19 protein-coding genes and 1 pseudogene are annotated in these 18,866 nt (G+C 55.7%); 6 read left to right on the plus strand and 14 right to left on the minus strand.

Annotation, left to right across the window (positions count from 1 at the left end):
* Positions 1–11 precede the first annotated feature (11 nt).
* Positions 12–673: pseudogene (locus V7730_RS07705) on the minus strand (ComF family protein).
* 96 nt (positions 674–769) lie between these two features.
* Between V7730_RS07705 and V7730_RS07710 the strand changes: the two are divergent.
* Together V7730_RS07710 and hemH are read left to right on the plus strand one after the other, a co-directional pair.
* Entirely contained in the window at positions 770–1,570 is an 801-nt protein-coding gene (locus tag V7730_RS07710) for a methyltransferase domain-containing protein (protein ID WP_335747017.1), read from the plus strand.
* A gap of 53 nt (positions 1,571–1,623) precedes the next feature.
* On the plus strand, positions 1,624–2,679 hold the full coding sequence (gene hemH / locus V7730_RS07715; RefSeq protein WP_335747018.1) for a ferrochelatase: 1,056 nt from the start codon (positions 1,624–1,626) through the stop codon (positions 2,677–2,679).
* A gap of 117 nt (positions 2,680–2,796) precedes the next feature.
* Here the strand turns inward: hemH and V7730_RS07720 are convergent, their stop codons facing one another.
* Together V7730_RS07720 and V7730_RS07725 are read right to left on the minus strand one after the other, a co-directional pair.
* Complete coding sequence (locus tag V7730_RS07720) at positions 2,797–2,976, minus strand: hypothetical protein (RefSeq protein ID WP_335747019.1); 180 nt, start codon at positions 2,974–2,976, stop codon at positions 2,797–2,799.
* A 144-nt stretch (positions 2,977–3,120) separates the two neighbouring features.
* A complete protein-coding gene (locus V7730_RS07725) occupies positions 3,121–3,735 on the minus strand; it encodes a L,D-transpeptidase (protein WP_335747020.1) in 615 nt (204 codons plus the stop codon).
* A 165-nt stretch (positions 3,736–3,900) separates the two neighbouring features.
* On the opposite strand from V7730_RS07725, the gene V7730_RS07730 reads away from it, so the two are divergent.
* The gene (locus tag V7730_RS07730) at positions 3,901–4,410 is read left to right on the plus strand and encodes a CAP domain-containing protein (RefSeq protein WP_335747021.1); all 510 of its coding nucleotides are present in this window, start codon (positions 3,901–3,903) and stop codon (positions 4,408–4,410) included.
* A 22-nt stretch (positions 4,411–4,432) separates the two neighbouring features.
* Here the strand turns inward: V7730_RS07730 and V7730_RS07735 are convergent, their stop codons facing one another.
* The 7 genes from V7730_RS07735 to hslO all read right to left on the minus strand — a co-directional run bounded on the left by V7730_RS07735 (position 4,433) and on the right by hslO (position 12,765).
* Positions 4,433–4,930, minus strand: a complete 498-nt coding sequence (locus tag V7730_RS07735; RefSeq protein WP_335747022.1) for a L,D-transpeptidase family protein — start codon at positions 4,928–4,930, stop codon at positions 4,433–4,435.
* A 118-nt stretch (positions 4,931–5,048) separates the two neighbouring features.
* On the minus strand, positions 5,049–6,266 hold the full coding sequence (locus V7730_RS07740) for a class I SAM-dependent RNA methyltransferase (protein WP_335747023.1): 1,218 nt from the start codon (positions 6,264–6,266) through the stop codon (positions 5,049–5,051).
* Between the two features lie 39 nt (positions 6,267–6,305).
* On the minus strand, positions 6,306–8,138 hold the full coding sequence (locus tag V7730_RS07745; protein WP_335747024.1) for an ABC transporter ATP-binding protein: 1,833 nt from the start codon (positions 8,136–8,138) through the stop codon (positions 6,306–6,308).
* Positions 8,135–9,979 (minus strand): ABC transporter ATP-binding protein, encoded by a 1,845-nt coding sequence (locus V7730_RS07750; RefSeq protein WP_335747025.1) that lies wholly within the window; start codon positions 9,977–9,979, stop codon positions 8,135–8,137. The genes V7730_RS07745 and V7730_RS07750 overlap by 4 nt, the downstream gene beginning before the upstream one ends.
* Before the next feature lie 56 nt (positions 9,980–10,035).
* On the minus strand, positions 10,036–11,220 hold the full coding sequence (locus V7730_RS07755) for a CCA tRNA nucleotidyltransferase (protein WP_335747026.1): 1,185 nt from the start codon (positions 11,218–11,220) through the stop codon (positions 10,036–10,038).
* Positions 11,196–11,792, minus strand: a complete 597-nt coding sequence (locus tag V7730_RS07760) for a CoA pyrophosphatase (protein WP_335747027.1) — start codon at positions 11,790–11,792, stop codon at positions 11,196–11,198. The genes V7730_RS07755 and V7730_RS07760 overlap by 25 nt, the downstream gene beginning before the upstream one ends.
* Positions 11,785–12,765, minus strand: a complete 981-nt coding sequence (gene hslO, locus V7730_RS07765; RefSeq protein ID WP_335747028.1) for an Hsp33 family molecular chaperone HslO — start codon at positions 12,763–12,765, stop codon at positions 11,785–11,787. The genes V7730_RS07760 and hslO overlap by 8 nt, the downstream gene beginning before the upstream one ends.
* A gap of 80 nt (positions 12,766–12,845) precedes the next feature.
* Between hslO and V7730_RS07770 the strand changes: the two genes are divergently transcribed.
* Positions 12,846–13,292: an NUDIX domain-containing protein gene (locus V7730_RS07770; RefSeq protein WP_335747029.1), complete on the plus strand. Its 447-nt coding sequence runs from the start codon at positions 12,846–12,848 to the stop codon at positions 13,290–13,292.
* On the opposite strand, the gene V7730_RS07775 is transcribed toward V7730_RS07770, so the two are convergent.
* Positions 13,271–14,551, minus strand: coding sequence for a PP2C family protein-serine/threonine phosphatase (locus V7730_RS07775; protein ID WP_335747030.1), 1,281 nt, complete (start codon positions 14,549–14,551; stop codon positions 13,271–13,273). The two genes, V7730_RS07770 and V7730_RS07775, sit on opposite strands and share 22 nt — an antisense overlap.
* Positions 14,552–14,689: 138 nt before the next feature.
* On the opposite strand from V7730_RS07775, the gene V7730_RS07780 reads away from it, so the two are divergent.
* Positions 14,690–15,022, plus strand: coding sequence for an Hpt domain-containing protein (locus V7730_RS07780; RefSeq protein ID WP_335747031.1), 333 nt, complete (start codon positions 14,690–14,692; stop codon positions 15,020–15,022).
* Here the strand turns inward: V7730_RS07780 and V7730_RS07785 are convergent.
* Both V7730_RS07785 and ilvA read right to left on the minus strand, forming a co-directional pair.
* The gene (locus tag V7730_RS07785) at positions 15,019–15,825 is read right to left on the minus strand and encodes an SDR family oxidoreductase (protein ID WP_335747032.1); all 807 of its coding nucleotides are present in this window, start codon (positions 15,823–15,825) and stop codon (positions 15,019–15,021) included. The genes V7730_RS07780 and V7730_RS07785 overlap by 4 nt on opposite strands.
* Positions 15,826–15,835: 10 nt before the next feature.
* Positions 15,836–17,068, minus strand: a complete 1,233-nt coding sequence (ilvA, locus tag V7730_RS07790) for a threonine ammonia-lyase IlvA (protein WP_335747033.1) — start codon at positions 17,066–17,068, stop codon at positions 15,836–15,838.
* Positions 17,069–17,197: 129 nt separating this feature from the next.
* Here ilvA and V7730_RS07795 point away from each other — a divergent pair, with 129 nt between their 5' ends.
* Positions 17,198–18,415, plus strand: coding sequence for an argininosuccinate synthase (locus V7730_RS07795; RefSeq protein ID WP_335747034.1), 1,218 nt, complete (start codon positions 17,198–17,200; stop codon positions 18,413–18,415).
* Positions 18,416–18,472: 57 nt separating this feature from the next.
* Here V7730_RS07795 and V7730_RS07800 read toward each other — a convergent pair whose 3' ends face one another.
* On the minus strand, positions 18,473–18,856 hold the full coding sequence (locus V7730_RS07800) for a DUF7282 domain-containing protein (protein WP_443070196.1): 384 nt from the start codon (positions 18,854–18,856) through the stop codon (positions 18,473–18,475).
* Positions 18,857–18,866: the final 10 nt, after the last annotated feature.

An 18,866-nucleotide genomic window follows, 5' to 3' on the forward strand; every position in this document is an offset into this window, starting at 1 on the left:
TGGAATAGGATTTAGGCGTCTTTTGCCGCTCTTGCTAGGGTCAGTACGCGAACAGGTCCTGAACCCGCCTCCAAACAAGCGCGGGTGGAGGCCATTAATGTGGCCCCAGAAGCCATCACATCGTCGATCAAAAGGATCGGCCGGTCCTTCAATTTTTCGCCGCGTTTGGGGTGTGGAGCGATCGCGTTTTCCAGTGACTCGAACCGCGCTTCACGGCTTAACCCTTCAAGCGAACTTGTCCGCCGGACACGCGCCAGCGCATCGGGACACCTAGGCAGCACCAATTCCTTTGCCACCGATCGCGCCAGAAGCGCAGTTTGATTGTAGCGGCGTTTTAACAAGCGTGTCCAATGCAAGGGGACCGGCACAACAAGAGTGTCTTTTGGGAGACACCCACGGACCATATTCGCCATCCACAGCCCCGCAGGACGCGCCATTTCCTGACGATCACCATGTTTCAGGGCCAACACGAGCTTGCGCCCGTTATCCCTGTAAAGCACGGCCGCGCGCCCCTGAACCCACGGCCTAGGGGCCTGCATGCATGCATCGCAGTGGTGTAGTTCACCCTCTCCACCGGGGGTCAACGGAACACACAGCAGTCACATATCACGCCACCCAGAAAGCTGGTATCGCGCCAACAAGGGTCGCACAGACCGAAATCACTCTCCACCATATCGCCACACGTGATACAGCGCGGCGGATAGATCAATGTGACAGCTGTTTGAAGTTGCGCCAGCACCAGCCTATGTACTCCTTTATGACCAAACCCATGACAGACAACTCCGCCCTGCAACATCACCGCGCCCGCGCGACAGCGGAGGGACTATTTCTTCATGCCACTGCTGCAGACGAGCTTCAGGATCGTCTGGATATGGTTAACAAGTCGTTTACGAAAACCGCGCTTGTCACAGGGTTTTCGGAGTACTGGGCCACACAACATCCAGAAGCCACGATTGTTTCCGATTCAGAAACACTCGACCTTACGCCGAACACGCACGATCTGGTCGCCCACGTGATGGGGCTGCATTGGGCGAACGATCCGGTAGGCCAATTGATCCAGTGTCGTCGCGCGCTGCAACCCGACGGTTTGTTCATCGGCATCAGCTTTGGCGGAGATACGTTGCAGGAACTGCGCCGGGCATTGGCCGAGGCCGAGATTGCTGTGACTGGCGGCCTATCCCCCCGTATCGCTCCGATGCCGGAACTGCGTGATCTGGGCGGGCTGTTGCAGCGCGCTGGCTTCGCGCTGCCAGTTGCTGATACGGCGGTGATAACCGTTGAATACCGTGACATCTGGCACCTGATGCACGACCTGCGCGCCATGGGAGAGACCAACGCGCTGTCGGCGCGTCTACGCAGCCCTACACGCCGTGCCGTGTTCGACCACGCGCAAAAACTTTATGCGGAACATTTTGCCGCACCCTCCGGTCGGCTGCGTGCGAGTTTCGAGCTGCAAGTACTCACAGGTTGGGCCCCAGACGCGTCCCAGCCCCAGCCACTGCGTCCGGGATCGGCACAACAACGGCTTGCGGACGCTCTGGGCACGCCGGAAAAACCCCTGCATGATTGACCCAGCGACAAATCTATCTATTTGAACTCAAGAACATGCAGGAAGATGGCGCCATGAATGATATCACTACAGAAGCACGTCCGGTTCACGCTGAACCAGACCATCCGAAGGTTCAGCGCCCCAAGGTGGGAGTGCTGGTCAGCAATTTGGGTACGCCGGACAACTATGACTACTGGTCTATGCGCCGCTATCTGGGTGAGTTTCTGTCGGACCGCCGCGTCATCGACTATTCGCCTTGGCTTTGGCAGCCGCTCCTACAACTGGTCATCCTGACCAAGCGGCCCTTCACCTCTGGTGCTGCCTATAAGTCCATCTGGAACGAAGCCGAGGGCGAAAGCCCGCTGATGACCATCACCAAGGCACAAACCGCAAAGATCGCGACCGAGATGCAAAAGACCTATGGCGACGATGTCATGGTGGATTTCTGCATGCGGTACGGCAACCCGTCTACCCAGAGCAAAGTCGAAAAGATGGTCAAGGCGGGGTGCCGAAAGATCCTTTTCTTTCCGCTATATCCACACTACGCCGGCGCGACCTCAGCCACAGCCTGCGACAAGTTCTTTGAAGCGCTGGGTAAGGAAAAGTGGCAGCCCGCTAGCCGTACCGTACAGCCCTACTTTGACCGCCCCGACTATATCGACGCGCTCGCCAAATCCGTCGAGGCGAAATACGCAGAGCTTGAGACGCGGCCGGATATCCTTGTCTGCTCCTATCACGGGGTGCCACAGCGTTATCTGAGGGAAGGTGACCCCTATCACTGCCAATGCCAGAAGACGACGCGCCTCCTGAAGGAGCGCCTTGGCTGGGCCGATACCGAAATCAAAACGACCTTCCAGTCGAAGTTTGGCCCAGAAGAGTGGCTGCAGCCTTACACCGTTGAGGAAGTGGCCCGCTTGGCCGAACAGGGCAAAAAGAACATTGCCATCTGCGCGCCAGCGTTTTCCGCCGATTGCATTGAGACGCTCGAAGAGATCAACGAAGAGATTTTCGAGAGCTTTGAAGAAGCAGGTGGCGATCACTTCACCTACATTCCTTGCCTGAACGACGACGATGCGCATATCGAAGCTCTGTCAAACGTGATCCGTGAGAACCTTCAGGGCTGGATCTAACGCCTGATTTCAGGCTGCCGCTTGTGAAAACCAGCGGCGGCCACATTTTTTCTGGGTATTAAACGCAAAAAAGGCGGTGCAAGCACCGCCTTTCCGCCTTCAGTCAAAGACCGAATATTAGTCAGCCAGAGCTGCAGCAACCAGAACCAGGATCAGGATTGGAACCAGAACGCCAGCAGAAGAGCTGGACGCTTCTTCAACGATGACTGGTGCTTCGATGATTGGATCAGCAAGCGAGCCAGCAAAAGCTGTTGAAGCAGCAGCTGTCAAAGCAGCGGCGAGAACGAGTTTTTTCATAGTAATAACCTCCAGAAGATGGCGCGCCATGATTCTCAGCATGAAGCGCACCGAACACTTACCTCGTGACGTTTTCTAAACAGCATCTTTAAACAGATTGGAACTACCATTCACAAAAACGACGAGGGTAACAACTTCATGTCGTCAAATTAGCAACACCTGTGTGCCAACATTAGCGAACTCATACAACTCTTCGATGTGCTCGTTGTATAAACCGATGCAACCATTCGACGATCTGCGTCCAATTTTACGCGTGTCGTGGGTCCCGTGGATGCGATAATACTGCCAGCTGAGGTGCAAAGAGCGCGTGCCAAGCGGGTTTTCAGGGCCCGGACCGATAAACGGTGGCCACTCGGGATTGCGCTCCAGCATTGAAGGTGTCGGGCGCCAGGACGGCTTGGGGTCCTTCAATATAACCTGTGTGCGACCACGACGCGTCAGGTCTGCAGTCAGCGGCACGCTGGATGGGTACAGCTTGTAGATACTCCGGTCTTCGGACCAGTAGTGAACAGCGCGGCTGTCGAGATCGACAAGAATTGCACCGTTCTGCGTGTTATCGAAGTAGGGTTCCCAGCTCAGCGTGCGGAAGCTTGATATATTACGGCGCACGACTTCGGTTACGTCGCGCTCCGTCTCGGTCGTAGCTTGGCTGTTTACGCTTTCCCCAGTCGACTGTGCCAACGCGGGCGCGGCCAGGAATGCGGCACTGCCTGCGAGGAACCCGCGGCGAGTGTTAAATTTGAAAGAATCATTCGACATTTTATGTCTCCGGCTAAAAGAAGCTCATCTGATGTTCCTATATGGCGTCAAAGACACGTTTTCAAATCAAACCCGTGTGAAGAAAGCTGTTCACATGTAAGTGCATTTGTACTGTTGCAGCTCAGCATGTATGCCGTGCTAAACATTTAGGCTTGGAGTAGCGTAATGATCCGTCTTTTTACCCTTTTGTTGGTTGGTACAATGGCTCTAGCAGCCTGTCAGCCAGCGGCTCCCGAAATTGGCGCTGACGGGCGCGCTTTGCCGCGGGCTTATAAAATCACTTATAAGGATTCGCAGCAGATCCCGTTCCGGGTGCTTGATTCGGTCAACGCATTGCGTGGCGCATCCGGTCAGCCCCCCGTCGAGCTGGACGCACAGCTGACAGCTGCAGCCGCGACACACTCCCGCGATATGCAGGTGCAAAACCGCCCTTGGCACTTTGGGTCTGACGGATCGTCCCCAGTTGATCGCGTACAGCGCGTCGGATTTTCCGGCATCCTTGTTGGTGAAGTAATCTCGGAAACCTATGAGACCGAGATTGAAACGCTGGGTGCATGGATGGAAAAACCAGATACACGCCGGATCATCTTGTCCCCAGAAGCGCGCCGGATGGGCGTGTCGTGGTTTCAGGAAGACAGCGGCAAGATTTGGTGGACGTTGGTGATGGGCGGCTGACCCAAAGGGTCAGCGCCTTAATTCACGGATTGATCGCGATCAGTACGCCATTTTGGACCATCGCATAAATCTTCTCAATGCTGCTGTTGTCCACGGCAATGCAGCCCCAGGTCCAATCGTCTTTGTCTTGACGCATCGGGTGTCGCTGACCATGGATGAAAATCTCCCCGCCCGGTGACTTCCCAATTGCGCGTGCAGTACGGATATCTTCCAAATTGGGATACGATATCCCTAATGATAAATGGAATCGGCTGTTCGGATTGCGCCGGTCGATCCGGTACAGGCCCTCTGGCGTTTTACCATCCCCCTCGATCCGCTTGTGCCCTTCAGGCGCAAATCCCAAACGGATATTGTAGTCGTTTAGAACAAGGTCCTCGCTGAGCAGATACATCTTCCGCTCGCCCTTATTCACAACGATTCCCGTAACTGCGGGACCGCTGTACCGTTCGAACTTACTATCGGAGCATGCTCCAAGTGTAGCGACTGCTGCGCTACCTAAAATCAGATTTCTACGTTTCATATGCCTGCCGCTCTTATCCGTTGTCGGATCATTATTGCGTATACCATAACAAAAAAGCGTCAGTTCACAAAGCCGTCAATATAAAATGACGATCAAACCGCTGCATTTTTGCACAAGGTCAGCTGCGGGTAAGTTGGGCGGCAAGTTCTACATGAGACGACCAGCGAAACTGGTCCACCGGCTGCACCCAATCAAGAGTGAAACCACCCGCCACCATCTGCGCGACATCCCGCGCGAAGGTAACAGGATTGCAAGACACGTAAGCGATCCGCTTGATGTCAGAGCGGATTAGCTCAGCGGTCTGCGCCTCGGCTCCGGCACGGGGCGGGTCCATTACCACCGCATCAAACTTTTTAAATTCATCAGGCAACAAGGGACGGCGATAAAGATCGCGTGCAACATGGGTCACGGTTTTCAGCCCCTTAGCCATCCGCCAGCCCTTGTCCATCGCAGCCATCATCTGAGCATCGCTCTCAACGGCGAATATTTCCGCATCAGCAGCCAGCGGCAAGGTGAACGTCCCACAGCCTGCAAACAGATCAACGACCCGTTTTGCGCCATGAACAGCCTCTTTCACGGCAGCAAGAAGTTGCGCCTCACCATGAGCAGTTGCCTGCATAAACGCACCGGGGGGTGGGCAGACATTCGCCGCACCAAAGCGCTGGACCGGCGGCGCGCGCTGCGCAATCACCTCGTCCTCCCACGTGAGTCGCGCAAACCCGCGGCTGTCACACAGACCCGCAAGAGAGATGCGAAGCTGTCCGTCGATCGGCTTGCCACCGCTTACCTGTATGTCCAACCCAACCTGCGACGTGGTGACCGTCACGGCCAGCGTTGCCTTTCGGCTGCCCCCGATCTCGGCCAGAGCCTCAGCAATGTCTCGTGCGGCCAGCAGGTCGGGCTCAACCAGCTTACAATCCGGAATTTCGATAACAGTATCAGACGCACGACCGTAAAAGCCCGACATGGCGCCCTTCTTGGTGCGGCGCGCAGCAAAGGTGGCGCGGCGACGGGACTGTGTCGGCGATGTCAGGATGGGCCAGATTTCCGTGCGAATACCTTGCGCGGCCAATGCCTGCGCGATCACATCAGTTTTCCAGTTTGCCACTAGCGCATCAGATGCATGCTGCAACTGACACCCACCACAAGCTTTGAAATGACGACATGGCGGTGCCACGCGATCATCCGACGGAGTGATGATTTTCACATCGCTCAGGGTGGACCCGTCAAGCGTTCCTGTCACCACCTCACCGGGCAGCGTCATGGCGGCAAACACCGGACCTTCGGCAATGCCGTCACCGTAAATGCCAAGTCGTGTAATTTTAAATTCTGTCATGCCCCCGCCATAGCGCCGCTTGACCCGTCCCGCCAGCCCCTATTCAGCGGCCTTGAGATCGAGAAACCCGCCAGATTGCCGCTCCCAATAGCCTGCATAGAGACCGCCCAGCGCCAGCAACTCGTCGTGGCTGCCCGCTTCAGCGATGCGGCCGCTTGCCAGCACGACGATCCGGTCCATTTCTCGCAGGGTCGACAGACGGTGTGCAATAGCCATGACTGTCTTGCCTTCCATCACACGCTCCAACGCTGACTGGATCGCCGCTTCAACCTCACTGTCGAGCGCACTTGTCGCCTCATCCAGCACCAAGATAGGCGCGTCTTTAATGATGGCACGCGCAAGCGCTATCCGCTGGCGCTGCCCACCGGATAGCTTAACGCCCCGTTCGCCCAGATGCGCGTCATATCCGGTCCGGCCTTTGTGGTCCTCAAGATCTTGGATGAACTCATGGGCTTCGGCTTTCTTCGCCGCCGCTATCATTTCGGCCTCAGTGGCATCAGGACGACCATACACAATGTTCTCACGCGCAGAGCGGTTGAACATCGCCGTTTCCTGCGTAACCATCGCAATAGAGCGTCGCAGGCTTTCCTGTGTCACATCACGAATGTCTTGCCCATCAATCAGGATTTGGCCTTTTTCCGCCTCATAGAGCCTAAGCATGAGCGCAACGAGCGTTGATTTCCCTGCCCCGGATGCTCCGACAACACCCAGCTTTTCCCCTGCCCTGATCGTCAGATTAATCTCGTCTATCCCGCCTGTTTCGCGACCATAGGCGAAACCCAACCCTTCAATCCTTATCTCACCCTTTGCCGCGTCAAGCGGACGCGCCTCTGGCGCATCTTCGAGCCGCGTGCGCGGCGTAAGCGTGCGCATGCCGTCTTCAATCTCTCCAATGTTGGAATAAATAGCCATCAACGTGAAACTGACCCAGCCCGTCATCTGGGCAATCCGGATTGAGATGGCACCTGCGGCGGCGATATCACCCTCGGTTGCCATGCCGCGCTGCCACAAATATACAGTCGCCCCAATCAGCAGCACAGGCAGAATACCAGCAAGGCTCATCAGTGAAAACCGGAATCCGGCGGCGAGATAGCCATACTCCAATGCGCGGTTGCGGAAACTCTCCATCGCCCCAAGGGCTGCGCGATCCTCATGATCGTCATGGGCAAAAAGTTTTACCGTCTTGATGTTGGTGATCGTATCGACCACCTGCCCCGACACCAAAGACCGCGCGCCCGCACGCACCGCAGACCGTTTGCGGATGCGCGGCAAGAACCAGTTGATCAAAGCGAAATAGAGCACCAGCCAGACCGCAAGCCCAACGGCGACCCAACCGTTGATCGCGGTCAGCAGCAGGACAGAACCTAAAAGCGACGCCAGCGCAAAAGCAACCACGTTAATCACTTCGGAGGCAACGTCGGTCACCGCCCGCGCGGCCTGCATCTGCTTTTGCGCAATCCGGCCCGCGAAATCATCGTCGAAAAAACTGATATTCTGACCAAGTGACCAGCGGTGCAAGCGTGAAAGAACCATCGGGTTTACATTGGGTTGAACAATGATGGCGTTCGACGCAGCAGAAAGCCCAAAGAACACCGGCCGCGCGATCAGGAAAAACCCAACAGCCAAAGCAATCATCGCGGCATTGCGACCGTCAAAAAATGCATCCGGCCCACTGGATACGGTCGCATCAATCACCCAGCCAAGGATAAGCGCTGTTCCAGCCTCAAGCGCACCAGCAATCGCAGAAAATGCCGCCGCCAGCCAAAGCGCGGGCCAGGCCCCCGCCAGACACCAGCGCATGAAAGCAGCCAGAGTTTGGGGCGGTGGCCCGTCTGCGGGGCTGAAGGGGTTGATCCAGTTTCCGATATTCACAGCGTGTCTTCTTCTTCAGTTTTAAGAAATCCGCCAGATTGTCGGGCCCAGAACTGTGCGTATAGTCCACCTGCCGACAAAAGCGCGTGATGATCACCATCTTCCACGATCCGCCCATCATCCAGCACCAGAATCCTATCCATCCGCGCGATGGTCGACAGGCGGTGCGCAATGGCGATCACGGTCTTGCCTTCCATCATGCCATAGAGAGTCTTCTGGATCGCGGCTTCAACCTCGCTGTCCAACGCGCTCGTCGCCTCATCCAAAAGCAGGATCGGCGCGTCCTTCAAGATCACCCGTGCCAGAGTAATCCGTTGGCGCTGTCCACCCGAGAGCTTTACCCCACGCTCCCCTACTCGTGAACCATAGCCAAGGTTGCCCTCTGGATCTTGCAACCCTTCGATAAACTCATGCGCCTCGGCCTGCTTTGCCGCGGCGATCGCCTCATCCTCGGTGGCATCAGGGCGGCCGTAGCGGATGTTCTCAAGAACCGAGCGATGCAACAGAGCGCTGTCTTGTTGCACCATCCCGATCTGACGTCGCAGGCTGTCTTGGGTCACCTGCGTCACGTCCTGACCGTCAATCCTGATCAGACCGGCATCCGCGTCATAGAACCGCAAAAGTAGCTTTAATAGGGTCGATTTTCCGGCACCGGATCGTCCGACAAGACCAATCTTTTGACCAGGCTCAATCACAAGATCAATCGCGTTTAAACCACCCAAAGTGCGCCCATAATGATGGGTCAGGCCCTGCATCTCGATCCGGCCTTCGACCAGTTCCAATGGCTTTGCCTCTGGTGCATCCACAAGTGTGATCGGTTGCGCAATCGTCTCCATCCCCTCGGACACCACGCCCAGCTGACGAAAGAATGCAGACAGCGCCCACATGATCCACGCGGTCATGGAATTGAGCCGCAGCGTCAGCGTTGCAGCGGCAGCCACTGTGCCCACGCTGGCTTCGCCCTGCACCCATAGCGACAGCGCCCAGCCAACGACCCCGACGATCAAAAGACCGTTCAACAACACCAAAGAGAAATCCATCGTGGTGAAGATACGCTGTTCGACCTGAAAGGTCCTGCGCGCCTCTTCGATTGCTTCCTTGGCGTAGCTTTCCTCGCGGTCGTGATGAGCAAACATCTTTACCGAATGGATGTTGGTATAGGCATCCACCACTCGCCCCGTGACAGCCGACCGCGCATCAGATGCCGCCTTCGATGCTGGCCCAATGCGGCGTATCGCCCAGCGCGACAGCAACACGTAAACGATGAACCAGATCACAAGCGGCAGCAGCAACCGCGGATCGGACGTAGTCAGCAAGATTGCTGCACCGATCAGATACGCTAGCGAAAACGAGATCGCATCAAACGCCTGAAACACCACCTCACCGGCGGCGGGGGGCGTCTGCATGATCCGGTTGGCGATACGGCCGGCGAAGTCATTCTCAAACCAGCCGACGGATTGACGCAGCACCTGTTTGTGCGCGCGCCAGCGGATCAACGTACCGAAATTCGGCAAAATAGCGTTATTGACCAAAGCAACATCGATTGCCTGAAATATCGGACGCACAAAGACGATCAATAATCCGACGATGACCAATTCCGTCCCGTTCTGCGCCCACATCTGCGCTGGATCCCCCTCCAGTACGTCGACGATACGGCCCATGTAGTAAATCAGCCCTACCTCTACCGCAGCTACAAGAATGGACATTAACGCCGTGACAGCGAAAACCTTTTTGAACGGCTGACTGTAGCCCATGAAGAACGGCCATAAATCTCGTGGCGGATTATCTTCTTCTGGGTAGTCCACATAAGGGTCCACCAGATTCTCAAAGAATCGAAACATAGCAGCCGCCCTTTCTTGTCAATTATTCTGGGTTCTTACGCCCATGGCTCTAAACATCACGGAGCAGGGAGCGTGATCAATGCCTCTTTGTCCAACGTGAAACCTGATGCAATCCATGCAGCTTTCAACTGCGCGAGCCGCGCACCAAGATCAGCGCCCGCATATTCAGGCATCAGATCAGGCGCCCGCACAGGAAAGACCTGCAATGCAGCCTTCTCTAGTTCTGCGACGACCGCTGCCTCGGGAAACGACTCGGCGATGGCACAACGGATCAGGTATGCTTGAATGGCGATCTCAGCCTCGTGTTCGAACGCTATTGCCGCCAATGAACCACCTTCAAATGCTCCAGTTTGGATCGTCGCGTAACACCGCTGATCCGCCTTGCTCAGTCGTAGACGTTCCGGCACCGCCTCACCACCAAGAGAGACCAGCCGTCCCAGCCAATTGGGTGGCAGGCCAAGCATCGCAGCCGCATGGATCATCAGCAGGGCAAACCGCATGTCTGATCCGGGCAAAATTGTCCCTAACACATTGGTTTGAGACATAGCGGCCAAAGCTGTCGAAGGGTCATCCGCCACCAATAGTCTTTTGATTTCAGCGCCAACGCGTTCTGCCGAAAGCGTCTCTAATCCGGCGATATTAGAGCCTATTGCTGATAGTGCGTCTGGGTCCATCCCTTTGGAGGTATCTCCATACCACGCGTGGAAGCGAAAATATCTCAGTATGCGCAGATAGTCTTCGGTGATCCGGCCCTCTGCATCCTCGATAAATCGCACGCGCCTAGCACGCAGATCATCCATGCCACCAAGCGGGTCGATTACGTGGCCATGCGCATCAGCATAAAGCGCGTTCATCGTAAAATCGCGGCGGCGGGCATCATCCCGAATATCGGTTGAAAAAGCGACTACGGCTCGGCGGCCGTCCGTCTCGACGTCACGACGAAATGTCGTGACCTCATATCCCACACCACCAGACACCACCGTAATGGTGCCGTGATCAATCCCGGTGGGGACGGGTTTAAGACCCGCATCTGTAGCCAATGCAATCACTTGCTGAGGCGTGGCGCTGGTCGCCATGTCCAAATCGCTGACAGGCACACCCAAAAGAGAATTTCGCACACAGCCACCAACATAAAAAATCTGGTGACCACCCAAAGCGATAGCATCACAGACTGCACGCGCAGATGGCGACGCAAGCCATGGTGCATCTTCGGGTGTTATTTTTGAATAATCTCGCTCCATGCCCGCAACATACGCGCAGTTGCACCCCAGATGTAATAGGGACCGAAAGGCACCACAAAATAGTGGCGCATCTGCCCGCGCCAGCGACGCGACTGAACCAAATAGTTGTCGCTGTTCAACACGTGGTCCAGCGGTACGGCAAATACCTCATCCACCTCACCCGGCTCAGGGATGATCGTGAAGGGTTTGTGCACAAAGCCGATCACAGGCGTCACGTCAAAACTGGTCACTGTTTCATGGGAAGGCAGCGTTCCCAACACCTCGACATGATCAGGTGGCAGGCCGATCTCTTCATGCGCCTCGCGTAGTGCAGCGGCAACCACATCGGCGTCGCCCTCATCCTGTTTCCCGCCCGGAAAGGCGATTTGACCAGGATGATGTTTGAGCGCGGCAGAACGTTTGGTGAGCAGCAGGGCCAGCCCACGATCGGTCTCAACGATCGGCGCAAGAACACCCGCCGGGCGCAAAACGCGCCCCTCAGTTAGAACCGTATCAGGATTAAGGTCAAAATCGGAGGAGCCGACGCCAGTTTGCGCCAGCGCCGCCCGAAAGTGATCAAGCGTACTACACATCCTTTTTTGCTTCAAAGCCCACTGTCAGCGGATCGATATCGTAATGCGCGCTGCAAAACTGACAATCAGCCGTCACACGACCATCATCAGTCGTCATGGTCGCAATGTCTTTGGCCGAATAGATCGAGAGGCTTTGACGCACACGATCCTCCGAACACGTGCAGCCGAAATGCACCCGCTGCTTGTCGAACACGCGCGGAAGTTCCTCGTGGAACAGGCGCAGCAAAACATCCGACGGCTCAAGTGAGGGGCCGATCAGTTCCAGATCATCCACTGTATCTAGCAGAATGTTCACACGGTTCCAGTTTTCTTTCTCGGCATCGCCCAGCAGATCAGTCGGTTGCAGGATGTCGCCCACCCCTTCGGTCTTGGCGACGAAAGGAGATGCCTTTGGCATGTGCTGCAGCATCACACCACCAGCACGCCAATGCTCAGGTGCATCAGCTGTGGTGGATTTGCCAAAGCTCAGCTCGAACCGCGTTGGTAGCTGTTCGGACTGGGCAAAATATCCCTCCGCAGACTTCGACAGACTTTCAGAGGACAGTGGGGCGATGCCTTGGTAAGGGGTCATGCCCTTACCCTGATCAATCATCACCGCAAAATAACCCTCACCGATCTGCTCGATCGGAGCACCATCTGTCAGGCGATCCGCGTCATAGCTGGCGTAGGCACGGATACGTGCCGGTCCACCTTCGACTTCGGGGCCGTAATAGTCCGTCGCGATCATCCGCACGGGGCCGTTTGACTGAACCTGCAATTGCAGCTTCCAGCGCAACTTCATCGACTCACCAATAAGGGCGGCGAGCAAGGCCATCTCAGCCACTAGTGCTTCGACCTGCGGTGGATAGTTGTGCTGCTTCAGGATACCGGCCAAAGCCGTATCCAGACGCGCGATCCGACCGCGAATATCTGAGTTGTCGAGCTGGAAAGGCAGGACCGTATCATCCCACCCCATGCTGTTTGCATTTGTCATTTTCATCTATCCTTACCGCGAAGCGCTTGGCATACCGCGTCTATGTAGGGCGGACAAGCCGCGACAAAAAGGGGGCGATGATGATCAAACGTGTGGGAGACGTGCCGGAACGCGGTAAAAAGTACACTTTACGCCCTGGCGCTTATGCGATTTTACCCATCGGACGGCGATTTTTGCTCACCGCTGAGACACAGCGCAGCATTGATATTCAGCTGCCAGGTGGCGGAATTGATCCGGGTGAAAGCTCACTGCAAGCGCTCTATCGTGAGGTGCGTGAGGAGATTGGCTGGTCTATTTCGCAGCCTCTGCGTTTGGGAGCCTTTCGCCGCTTTGTGTTCATGCCTGAATATGATCTGTGGGCCGAAAAACTGTGCCATGTCTATGTTGCCCGCCCTGTTCGCCCCCTTCACGCCCCGTCAGAACCCTATCACGAGACGCTGATCCTTGATGCCGATGATGCAATTGCCGCATTGGGAAATGACGGAGACCGAATATTTCTTGAGGCCTACGTGTCTGGTAGGCCCTGATATTCAAACAGAATGGCTGACACGTCGTCGGGAAAGTCTTCGCTTCCGTTAAATTCGGTCAGTTTCCAAATCAGAGCCTCCAGAAATGCAGGCCCGCGTATCGCGGCAAGCTCTTCCATGAGGGTAGTAAGCCCCTCCTCGCCTAACATGTCATCGTCAGGACCGGGACACTCCGTCACCCCATCTGACAGGATTAAGATGCGGTCACCACGGTTGAGCGTCAGTTCGAACCGTTCAAAGCGAACACCGGAAAGCAGGCCCACCGGAAAACCGCCCGGGCCCAACTGTTCTATCCTGCCATCTGCGCGCTGCACTGCCGGATGCGGATGGCCAGCTTGTGACAGCACCATATGACCGGTTTCCAGCTCTACGAAAGCAAGCAGCAGCGTAAAATAGTGTTCTGTCTCCATCTCGTCGAGCACCAGATTATTCAGGTCTGCGACAACTTCGTCAGGCGATCGTGGCACAAACTGGCCCGCGGTATCCTTGCGCAAAGCGACGTTCTGGTCCGGTGCTGCGCTAGAAAGATAACCCGCCAGTCGCGCTGTCATGAGCGCCGAACTGATGCCGTGGCCCGACACATCAAGCGCATAAAGGCCCACATGCTTTGCACCGGCCTCGAAAAACCCAACCAAATCCCCACCAACATGCCCTGAGGAGCGCAGCATCAGCGAAAGATCCCCAACAGGCAACGCACGAAACCGCTCTTTCACAAGAGATTGTTGAAGTTTTTTTGCCTCCTGAAGATCGCTGTCGATATGGTCATAAAGGCGTTGTAGCTCTGCCAAAGTCTCACTTAGAACGCGGTTGGACTGCGCCATGGAGCGTTGCATCTCAATCAGACGCTCCCCCGCAGTGATGCGTGCGCGCAATTCATTGTTGTCGACAGGTTTGGTCAAGAAGTCATCCGCGCCGCTATCAAGGCCGTGCGCGATTTCGTCCTTTTCGCTTTTGGACGTGAGCAAAATAAAATAGCTGTATTCCTCCCCCTCGATCGCTCGAAAACGGCGGCATAATTCCAGACCAGACATGCCCGGCATCATCCAATCACTGAGTACCAAATCAGGTCGCTGGAGCGCAGCCAACTCTAACGCTTCTGCACCGCTGGCAGCCTCAGCCACGTCAAACCCCCACCGCTTCAGTGCCAGCGTTAGCAGTTTGCGCTGAAGTTGGCTGTCGTCAACAACGAGGACATGCTGAATTGCCCCGCCACGTTTAGAAGCCGAAAAGTTCAAGGTATTTGGAAGAGTAGAGGGCATAGTGCCTCACAATAAATTAACACGGTCAGCTATATCTGCCCGGCATTAACAGGGGGTAAAGCAACGTCTTCCAGCACCGCGCTCATCCCCTCTTAAGAGTTTCGACATATATAGAGATTGCAATTACTGGAGGCTGCCGTGATAGATTGGGACCGGATCAAGACATTGCGCGAGGAAATCGGTGAAGATGATTTTCCCGATGTCGTGGATATTTTTATCACAGAGGTGAGTGTCATGATCGACAGGTTGCGCACTGCGCCGCGACCGGAAACACTGGGTGCTGACCTGCACGCGCTCAAAGGAAGCGCGCTGAACCTTGGGTTCATTAACTTTGCGGAGATGTGTCAGAAGGGAGAGACTGCCGCAGCCAATGGCCGCACGCAGGATATTGTTCTTGAGCCGATCTTGCAGTGTTACGAAGACAGCAAGGACATTTTTCTGTCAGGGCTAGAAAGCGGTATGGCTGCCTAAACGAGCTTGTAAAATTCTGCCACGCTGATGCCGCCGTGCTCTGACATCGCCTTGGCACGCAGCATCTGCATTCCCTTGATCCAGCGTGACGGGTCTGCACCACGCAAAGCGTTGTATTTCGCGACATCCGGGTGCGGCATGATCACAAAAGTACCGTCTGACACGTTCTGCCAAACAGAACGGGCAACATCATCGGCAGACAGCAAATTGCCCTTCACGTCTCCGTCGCCCAACCCCAAAAGCGGCGTTGCTACGTATTGTGGGCACACCACAGAAACACCAACTCCCTCTTCCCCATGTGAAATCAGTAGTGACTCGGCAAAGCTGACGGCAGCATGTTTGGTAGCCGAATAAGCTGCATCACCGATCTGGTTCAGCAGTCCTGCAGCAGAGGCAACGTTGACAAAATATCCCGAACCGCGCGCAATCATGGTCGGCAGCAGCGCACGCGCCGCCCAGACATGAGCCATTACATGAACATTCCAATTCAACATCCAGTCTGCATCAGGCGCGGACGCCGCATGAGAAGGGTCGCCCCGCCCTAGACCTGCGTTTGAAACAAATACATCCACCGGTCCGTGAGCTGTTTCGGCAGCTCCGATTGCCGCGATAATCTGAGCTTCTTTTGTTACGTCGCAGGCGACGGCGATACCGCCAATCTCACGCGCAACGCTTTCGGCAGCATCAAGGTTGAGGTCCGCAATACAAACCTTTGCCCCTGCCTTTGCTGCCTGCCGCGCAAGAGCAGCACCAATGCCGCTGGCTCCGCCAGTAATGACAATCGACTTACCGGAAATATTCACAAGCGCCTCCCTAGATCACGAATTGGGCAAGCGTCTCATCATTGGTGATATCTGTATAGGTGAACCCTGCGTCATCAAGCTGAGCCAAAAAGCGCGGGAAAGCGTCCGGACTGGGCGTTTCGATCCCGATCAGCACCGAACCAAAGTTACGAGCTGACTTTTTAAGGTACTCGAACCTGCAAATGTCATCATCGGGTTCAAGGATATTGAGAAACTCTTTCAGCGCGCCGGGTCGCTGTGGCATCCGCAGAATAAAGTATTTCTTGAGACCGGAGTACCGCAGTGCACGTTCTTTGACTTCAGGCAAACGTTCGAAATCAAAGTTGCCGCCAGAGGTCACGCAAACAACCGTTTTACCTTTGATCTGCTCGGCCACTTCGCCCAGCGCCGCGATGCTTAGTGCGCCAGCAGGTTCCAGCACGATCCCCTCAACGTTGAGCATCTCGATAATGCTGACGCAGATGCGGTCCTCGGACAGATGCACGACGTCCTCGCGACGCGCATCCTTGAGCCATTCGAATGTGCGCATGCCCACTTTGGCTACCGCAGCGCCATCAACAAAGCTGTTGATAGGTGAGACATCCACCGGTTTACCCTGCTCCAGCGCGCGGCCCAGACTGGGCGCGCCAAGCGGTTCAACGTATGTATAGAGGCACCGATCACCGAAAAACGCACGCGTACCAGCAGATAATCCGCCACCGCCAACGGGCAGAATTATGTGATCGGGGACACGCCCCAACTGATCTTCGATCTCGACAGCGACTGACGCCTGCCCCTCAATCACGTTTTCATCATCGAACGGAGAAAGAAAATAGGCCCCCTCATCTGCACAAAATGACTGCGCTGCGCTGAGGGTCTTGTCGAAGTAATCGCCGACCAGACGGACCTCAATATTTGCTCCACCGAACATCTTTGTTTTCTGGATTTTTTGCTGGGGCGTGGTGACTGGCATGAAGATCACGCCGCGTACTCCGAAATGACTGCACATGAACGCAACGCCTTGCGCGTGGTTGCCCGCAGACGCGCAGACAAAAAGCTGATGTTCAGGGATCAACTTGCGCATCGCATTGAATGCCCCACGCAACTTGTAAGAGCGCACCGGGCTAAGATCTTCACGCTTGAGATATATGTCCGCGCCATAGCGCTCTGACAAATGCTCGTTCTTGAGCAACGGTGTTTGCGGGAAGACGCCGCGCATGGCGCGGGTGGCTGCGATAGCGCCCATCTGGAAATCTTCGCTCATATGCTCCGGCTTTCTGTTGAGTTAGTTTGGGATAGGTGTCTATTGCAGAAGCGTCAATCAACCCGTCCACCTTGCCGTGCTTCACAAAAACCGCTACGCCACGCGCGTAACTCGACAAAGGAAAAGATCATGTCTGCGCCCAAGAAAGTTGTGCTCGCCTACTCCGGTGGGCTTGATACCTCGATCATCCTCAAATGGCTGCAAACCGAGTACGGCTGCGAGGTTGTCACCTTCACCGCCGATCTGGGTCAGGGCGAAGAGCTGGAGCCAGCCCGCGCCAAGGCAGAGATGATGGGTGCCTCCGAGATTTACATTGAAGATTTGCGCGAAGAGTTCGTGCGTGATTTTGTTTTCCCGATGTTCCGTGCAAATGCGGTTTATGAAGGTCTGTATCTGCTGGGTACTTCCATCGCACGACCGTTGATTTCCAAACGTCTGGTCGAGATTGCCCATGAAACCGGTGCCGACGCCGTGGCCCACGGCGCCACAGGTAAGGGGAACGATCAGGTTCGCTTTGAACTCGCAGCATACGCGCTGGACCCGAACATCAAGGTGATCGCGCCTTGGCGTGAATGGGATTTGACCAGCCGGACCCGTCTGCTGGAGTTTGCCGAACAGAACCAGATCCCCGTTGCCAAAGACAAGCGGGGCGAAGCGCCTTTTTCTGTCGATGCGAACCTGCTGCACACGTCTTCAGAAGGCAAAGTTCTGGAAGATCCCGCCGTGGACGCGCCAGAATACGTCTATCAGCGTACAGTAAGCCCTGAAGATGCCCCTAACGAGCCTGAATACGTCGAAGTCGGGTTTGAACGTGGCGATGCAGTTTCCGTTAATGGCGTGGCGTTGTCGCCTGCCGAGCTGCTGACAAAACTGAACGAACTGGGTGGCAAGCACGGATGTGGCCGCCTTGATCTGGTTGAGGGCCGTTTCGTCGGCATGAAATCACGCGGTATCTACGAAACCCCTGGCGGCACACTGTTGCTTGAGGCGCACCGTGCTATCGAATCAATCACGCTGGACCGCGGTGCGATGCACCTCAAAGACCAGCTGATGCCGCAATATGCAGAACTGATTTATAACGGATTCTGGTTCTCGCCAGAACGCACCATGTTGCAGGCCGCCATCGACGCAAGCCAGACACACGTGACAGGCACCGTTCGCCTGAAGCTGTACAAAGGCCATGTTCGCACCGTTGGTCGCTGGTCAGATTACAGCCTGTACTCCGAAGCTCACGTGACCTTCGAAGATGACGCCGGCGCCTATGACCAGAAAGACGCGGCAGGCTTTATCCAGCTTAACGCATTGCGCCTGAAGCTGTTGGCGGCACGCGACAAACGTATGAAATAGAAAAAAGGGCCCGGTCAGAGAAATCCAACCGGGCCTTACTACTCGTTACCGAAACTATTAGTTTGCGGTGATATCCTGCATCACCAGCTTTTCGTCGATGCGGATGGGGCCATCTTCTTTTGCACCCAGCGTGTATTCGAATACACCGGTTTTCATGCCACCTTCTTCTGCGTGAACCATCAACATCAGCATCTCAACCGATTTGACTTCTTCTTGCAGGATCGCGGCCACGTCAGCGTTCTCACCAGCACGCAGCGGCGCGTAACCGACAACGGGGCCCGGCTTCATCTCTGCATCGGTGCGGTGCACAACAAGCCAACCGTTTGCGCCTGCCATCACGCTTTCAGCGCTGACCACACCGTTGGATACATCCTGATCTCCAGCCATAACCATCGGCGTCTGAAGTGGTCCGGCAAAATTGGACAGCGTGCTAAGATGTATCCAACCCGAA

Source organism: Sulfitobacter sp. (assembly GCF_036961165.1).
Taxonomy (GTDB): Bacteria; Pseudomonadota; Alphaproteobacteria; order Rhodobacterales; family Rhodobacteraceae; genus Sulfitobacter.

What these genes read in the sequence shown, in the direction of transcription:
- V7730_RS07735 (WP_335747022.1), bottom strand. Translation starts at nt 4,930, where the DNA reads ATGAAACGTAGAAATCTGATTTTAGGTAGCGCAGCAGTCGCTACACTT.
- V7730_RS07730 (WP_335747021.1), top strand. Translation starts at nt 3,901, where the DNA reads ATGATCCGTCTTTTTACCCTTTTGTTGGTTGGTACAATGGCTCTAGCA.
- V7730_RS07750 (WP_335747025.1), bottom strand. Translation starts at nt 9,979, where the DNA reads ATGTTTCGATTCTTTGAGAATCTGGTGGACCCTTATGTGGACTACCCA.
- ilvA (WP_335747033.1), bottom strand. Translation starts at nt 17,068, where the DNA reads ATGAGCGAAGATTTCCAGATGGGCGCTATCGCAGCCACCCGCGCCATG.
- V7730_RS07740 (WP_335747023.1), bottom strand. Translation starts at nt 6,266, where the DNA reads ATGACAGAATTTAAAATTACACGACTTGGCATTTACGGTGACGGCATT.
- V7730_RS07720 (WP_335747019.1), bottom strand. Translation starts at nt 2,976, where the DNA reads ATGAAAAAACTCGTTCTCGCCGCTGCTTTGACAGCTGCTGCTTCAACA.
- V7730_RS07775 (WP_335747030.1), bottom strand. Translation starts at nt 14,551, where the DNA reads ATGCCCTCTACTCTTCCAAATACCTTGAACTTTTCGGCTTCTAAACGT.
- hemH (WP_335747018.1), top strand. Translation starts at nt 1,624, where the DNA reads ATGAATGATATCACTACAGAAGCACGTCCGGTTCACGCTGAACCAGAC.
- V7730_RS07725 (WP_335747020.1), bottom strand. Translation starts at nt 3,735, where the DNA reads ATGTCGAATGATTCTTTCAAATTTAACACTCGCCGCGGGTTCCTCGCA.
- V7730_RS07770 (WP_335747029.1), top strand. Translation starts at nt 12,846, where the DNA reads ATGATCAAACGTGTGGGAGACGTGCCGGAACGCGGTAAAAAGTACACT.
- V7730_RS07755 (WP_335747026.1), bottom strand. Translation starts at nt 11,220, where the DNA reads ATGGAGCGAGATTATTCAAAAATAACACCCGAAGATGCACCATGGCTT.
- V7730_RS07710 (WP_335747017.1), top strand. Translation starts at nt 770, where the DNA reads ATGACAGACAACTCCGCCCTGCAACATCACCGCGCCCGCGCGACAGCG.
- V7730_RS07760 (WP_335747027.1), bottom strand. Translation starts at nt 11,792, where the DNA reads ATGTGTAGTACGCTTGATCACTTTCGGGCGGCGCTGGCGCAAACTGGC.
- V7730_RS07795 (WP_335747034.1), top strand. Translation starts at nt 17,198, where the DNA reads ATGTCTGCGCCCAAGAAAGTTGTGCTCGCCTACTCCGGTGGGCTTGAT.
- hslO (WP_335747028.1), bottom strand. Translation starts at nt 12,765, where the DNA reads ATGACAAATGCAAACAGCATGGGGTGGGATGATACGGTCCTGCCTTTC.